Annotated in this window: 4 protein-coding genes; all 4 read right to left on the reverse strand. The window is 73.9% G+C overall.

All coding sequences use genetic code 11. The features are described from left to right. Nucleotides 1–171: 171 nt before the first annotated feature. The 4 genes from ACWENR_RS29435 to ACWENR_RS29450 all read right to left on the reverse strand — a co-directional run bounded on the left by ACWENR_RS29435 (nt 172) and on the right by ACWENR_RS29450 (nt 5,079). Nucleotides 172–945, reverse strand: coding sequence for a maleylpyruvate isomerase family mycothiol-dependent enzyme (locus ACWENR_RS29435; protein WP_452280207.1), 774 nt, complete (start codon nt 943–945; stop codon nt 172–174). A 310-nt stretch (nt 946–1,255) separates the two neighbouring features. Next, complete coding sequence (locus ACWENR_RS29440) at nt 1,256–1,552, reverse strand: chorismate mutase (protein ID WP_452280208.1); 297 nt, start codon at nt 1,550–1,552, stop codon at nt 1,256–1,258. Between the two features lie 285 nt (nt 1,553–1,837). Then, nucleotides 1,838–2,530 carry a response regulator gene (locus tag ACWENR_RS29445; RefSeq protein WP_452280209.1) on the reverse strand — a complete coding sequence of 231 codons (693 nt, stop codon included), beginning with the start codon at nt 2,528–2,530 and terminating at the stop codon, nt 1,838–1,840. After that, nucleotides 2,527–5,079 carry a DUF4118 domain-containing protein gene (locus ACWENR_RS29450; RefSeq protein ID WP_452280210.1) on the reverse strand — a complete coding sequence of 851 codons (2,553 nt, stop codon included), beginning with the start codon at nt 5,077–5,079 and terminating at the stop codon, nt 2,527–2,529. Before ACWENR_RS29450 ends, ACWENR_RS29445 begins: the two co-directional genes overlap by 4 nt. Between the last annotated feature and the right edge of the window lie 156 nt (nt 5,080–5,235).

The raw sequence follows: 5,235 nt of genomic DNA on the forward strand, positions 1-5,235 counted from the left end.
CTTCTTCCCTAGACAAGAGGAATGATCGATCAAGGGCTGTCCCCATGATCAGCCGGGGTCGATGCCACCGCCCAGCAGGTTAAAGATCAAGCTAGGCCCTGCGCTGACCCGACCCCAGTAGCGCCCCCAGGAGCACGCGCATCACCGCCGGGCGCGCCACGGGTGCGCGCCTTACGCGTTCGGGTCCCAGTCCGCGAGGCGCTCCATCGGCTCGGTGTCGCCGGTGATCTCCAGGCTGTCGAGCGGGATGCGATCGTAGAGGTAGAGGACCAGTTCGCTCGCTGCGCCTCGCACCACCATGTCGCCTGGCTCCGCGCCGGCGGCGAGGTCGTCGCAGCGGACGCCGTCGGCGTTGAGGGTCAGGCGCCAGGAGCGGCCCTCGGTCGCGTGCAGGTCGATGGTCGCCGGCTTGAACGGCCAGGGGACGGTCGTCGCCGCGACGGTCGTCAGGAACTCGTCGACGCCCTCGACCGCGACGTCCGTCGGCAGCGGCTGTGCGGCCCCCTGGGTGAGCTGGGCGTCGTAGGTGTGTACGGCGATCTCCTGGATCTGGTGCCGGGCCACGGCTCCGCTGGTCTCCGGGGCCTGCGAGCGGCCCCACCAGGTCCAGCAGCCGCGGTCCGGGCCGGCCTCGCGCATCGCGTCGAGCATGAGCCCGGTCGACTCGGCGAGCCAGGCGTCCAGGGCTTCGCGGTCGCGGGGCGCGGTCGGGGCGCCCTTCGGGTCCGTCCTCGCCGGAGGCTGGGCGCCCGGGCCCGCCGCGACGATGGCGGCCTGGCGGCGGCGGCCGTCGCCGAGGTGCTGCGCGAGTTCGCGCAGCGTCCAGTTCGGACAGGACGGGACCTGGACGTCAAGATCGGGGGCGGCCGCGATCGCGGCGCGGAACGCGGCCGAGCGGTCTTCGATCAGCCGCAGGACCTCGGGGAACTCCAGAGCGTTTTGCACCCCAGGTGTGTATCACTGCGCACCGGGCGCCCGGTAGCGAATTTGCCGGGCGAACGCGTCGACAGCCGGGCGGAGCGCCGGCGCCGAAGCCGTCCTGAGGCTCCGCGCCCTGCTTGCCAGCGGCGACTTCGACCGCTACCGGACCTACCGTCAGGGCCAGGAACACCAGCGCAACCGCCACGCTGCCCCTCCGCCCCGGCGCACCGCGTCGGCGAGCGCCGGCACCGGAACCCGGCCGGCCCGTCGGGATTGTGCGGGACCGTTACCGCTGGGTCACTGGCGTGTCGTGACGTGGGCGCGGGTGTGCAGCTCAGGTTCCCGCGCTTCGGCGGTGCTCGTCGGTCTCCATCTCGATGAACGTCTGGATGACGCCGCGGTAGATCCGCTCCATGACGTCGGGGGTCCCGCCCGCCTCGGCGGCCGACGCGCGGACCCGGGCGATCACCTGGCCGACCCGTTCCGGCGCGCGGACCGCCCCCAGGTCGGTCTTGAGGGGTGCGGCACGGCGGACCAGACTCTCGCGCCGCGCCAGCAGTCGAACGATCTCATCGTCCAACTGGTCGATCGCGGTGCGGATCTCAGCAAGCGCCGCCGCCGTGTCCGCCATGCCGAAAATCCTCGCACACCTGCTCGGGGTCGGACTGGCCGGACGGGCCGTCGGCCCGCGTTCCGGGCCGGGCGCCGACGTGCCGACAGCCAGCGCTGACGAATCCGGGGCGACCGGCCGCGGTCGGCCGGCGGCGTTCCGGTACGGGCGGCGGGCCGGCATCGGTCCGCTCGACCCGTGCCGGCGTCCGGGCCGCCTACCGGCTCACGACGATCCGCCTGGTCGCCGCCCCGGTCGGCGACATCGGCGCCCCCGTTTTCGTGGGCACAGGTGACGGGGGAGGAGTCATGGCCGGTAGCGGTATCCCATGCCGGGTTCGGTGATCAGGTGCCGAGGGCGGGCGGGGTCGGCTTCGAGCTTGCGTCGCAGCTGTGCCATGTACTGGCGCAGGTAGTTGGTCTCGTGCTGGTATTCCGGGCCCCACACGTCGTGCAGGAGCTGGCGTTGGCTGACGAGCTTGCCGGGGTGGCGCAGCAGCAGCTCCAGCATTCTCCACTGGGTGGGGGTCAACCTGACCTCCGCGCCGTCGTCCCGGGTGACGGTGTGGTCGGCCAGGTCGACGGTGTGCCGGCCGAGCCGGTGCGTGGCGGCCGGCGGCCCCGCCCTCTCGGTCGTGGTGGTGAGCCGGCGGGTCACCGCGCGGATGCGGGCGAGGAGTTCGTCGACGCCGAAGGGTTTGGTGACGTAGTCGTCGGCGCCGGCGTCGAGGGCGGCGACCTTGTCCTGGCTGCCGGCGCGGCCCGAGAGGACGATGATCGGCACGGCGGTCCAGCCCCGAAGGCCACGGATGACGTCGACGCCGTCGATGTCGGGCAGGCCCAGGTCGAGGACCACCAGGTCCGCCGGACGACTGGCGGCGGCCTTGAGCGCCGCCGTGCCGGTGTCGGCGACCTCGACGTCGTAGCCGCGGGCGCGCAGGTTGATCCGCAGCGCCCGTAGGATCTGCGGTTCGTCGTCGACGACGAGGATGCGGGTCATTCCTGCGGCCCTTCCAGGCTGGTCGGGGCGGCGACCGGCAGCCGCAGCACCATGGTCAGCCCGCCGCCGGGAGTGGTCTCGGGGGTGATGCTGCCACCCATCGCCTCGGCGAGCCCGCGGGACAGTGCCAGGCCGAGGCCGACGCCGGTGGTGTTGTCGCGGTCGCCGAGCCGCTGGAACGGCAGGAAGACGTGCTCCCACTGGTCCTCGGGAATGCCGGGTCCGGTGTCGATGACGCGCAGTTCGACCTGTCCGGCGTGGGCGCTGGCGGTGACGGTCGGCGGTTGCCCGGGCGGGCTGTGCCGCAGGGCGTTGGCGACGATGTTGACCAGCACCCGTTCCAGCAGGCCGGGGTCGGCGCTGGCGGCGGGCAGGTCGGCGGGGATGTCGGTGGCGACGTCGGCGGCCGCCGGTCCGAGCTCGTCCAGGGCGCGTGGTACGGCGTCCTCCAGCCCGATCGCCGTCGCGGTCACGCCGAGCGCGCCGGCCTGCAACCGGCTCATGTCCAGCAGGTTCGCCACCAGTCGGCCCAGCCGGTCCAGCGATTCGTCGGCGGTGGCGAGCAACTCCTCGCGGTCGTCGGCGTCGAACTCGACGTCGTGGCTGCGCAGGCTGCTCACCGCGGCCTTGGCCGACGCCAGTGGCGTACGCAGGTCATGGCTGACGGCGGCGAGCAGCGCGGTGCGCATCCGGTCGGCCTCGGCTAGCGGCCGGGCGGTGGCGGCTTCCTCGGAGAGGCGCTCCTGGCGCAGCGCGACGGCGGCCTGGGCGGCGAACGCCTCGACGACGCGCCGGTCGGCGGCCTCCAGTCGCCGGCCGGACAGCACGACGGTGAGCCGGTCGTCCACGGGTACGGCGGTCTCTCCCGCGCTGGGACTGCCCGGTGGCGCCGCTCCGACGCTGGCCACGACGCGCCAGGCGCTCTCCTCCCGGGCACGGGCGGGGCGGCCTTCGGCGTCGGCGGCCAGTTCCAGCACGCTGACCGCGCGCAGGCCGAACGTCTCCCGGAGCCGGTCCAGCAGCGCGGGCAGGGGACGCTCCCCGCGCAGCACGCCGGCGGCGACGGTGGCCAGGGTCTGCGCGTCGGCGGAGGCCCGCGCCGCCTCGCGGGTACGCCGGGCGGCCACGTCGACGACCCAGCTGACCGCGACGGCCACGCCGACGAACACGCCGAGGGCGAGCAGGTTGTCCGCCTCGGCGATGGTCAGCGTGTGGTAGGGCGGGGTGAAGAACCAGTTCAGCAGCAGGGACCCGCCGAGCGCGGCGGCCAGCGCCGGCCACAGGCCGCCGACGAGCGCCACCCCGACGACGCCGGCGAGGAAGAGCAGGATGTCGTTGGTCAGCGTGAGGTCGGGCAGCACCCACAGCAGCAGCGTGAGCAGCGGCATGCCCAGCCCGGCGAGCACGAATCCCAGCAGCCGGCGTCGCCGCGACAGGGCGGCCGGCACGCCGGCGGCGCGGCGGCCGCGACCCGCTTCGGGATGGGTGACCAGATGCACGTCGATCGGCCCGGACAGCGCGGTGGTGGTGACCCCGACCCCTCGGGCGAACACCTGGGCGAAGCGACCCCGGCGGCTGGCGCCGAGGACGAGTTGGGTGGCGTTGACGCCGCGGGCGAAGTCGAGCAACGCGGCCGGCACGTCGGCGCCGAGCACCTGGTGGTAGGTGCCGCCGAGGCTCTCCACCAGCACCCGCTGCCGGGCGAGCTGGGCCGGGTCGGCGCCGGCCAGGCCGTCGCTGCGGGCCACGTGCACGGCGAGCAGGTCGGCGCCCTTGCTGCGGGCGGCGATCCGGGCCGCCCGGCGGATGAGTGTCTCGCCCTCGGGCCCGCCGGTGAGCGCGACGACGACCCGTTCGCGGGCCTCCCAGGTGACCGAGATGCCCTGCTGGGCGCGGTACCGGTCGAGCTGCTCGTCGACCTTGTCGGCCAGCCAGAGCAGGGCCAGCTCACGCAGGGCGGTGAGGTTGCCGACCCGGAAGTAGTTCCCCAGCGCCGCGTCGATCTTGTCCGGGCGGTAGATGTTGCCGTGCGCCATCCGCCGGCGCAGTGCCTCGGGAGTCATGTCGACGAGTTCGACCTGCTCGGCGGCCCGTACGACCTCGTCGGGCACGGTCTCCCGTTGGCTGGTGCCGGTGATCTGGGCGACGACGTCGTTGAGCGACTCCAGGTGCTGGATGTTGACCGTGGACAGGACCGTGACACCGGCGTCGAGCAGCGCCTGGACGTCCTGCCAGCGCTTCTCGTTGCGGGAGCCGGGGACGTTGGTGTGGGCCAGTTCGTCGACGACGGCGACCTCGGGACGACGGGCGAGCACCGCGTCGAGGTCCATCTCGGTGAACCCGGCGCCCCGGTAGGTGATCTCGCGGCGGGGCACCTGCTCAAGGTCGCCGATCATCGCGGCGGTGTGCTCGCGGCCGTGGGTCTCGACGAAGCCGATCACCACGTCGGTGCCGCGCTCGGCGCGACGCCGGGCCTCCTCCAACATGGCGTAGGTCTTGCCGACGCCGGGGGCGGCCCCCAGGTAGATGCGAAGTTCTCCGCGCGACACGCAGTAGATCCTCTCTGAGTGGGGTGCCGCCGGTGCGGCAGTCCGGGCAGCGCGTGCTCCGGCGGTGCTGGTCCTGCGGAGGTGCCGGCCCGTCGGGCAGGGCCGGCGCTGGGCCGGCCCCCCCCCCCCCGGGGGCGGGACCGGGGGGGGGAGCCC

The organism is Micromonospora sp. NPDC004336 (genome assembly GCF_053602615.1).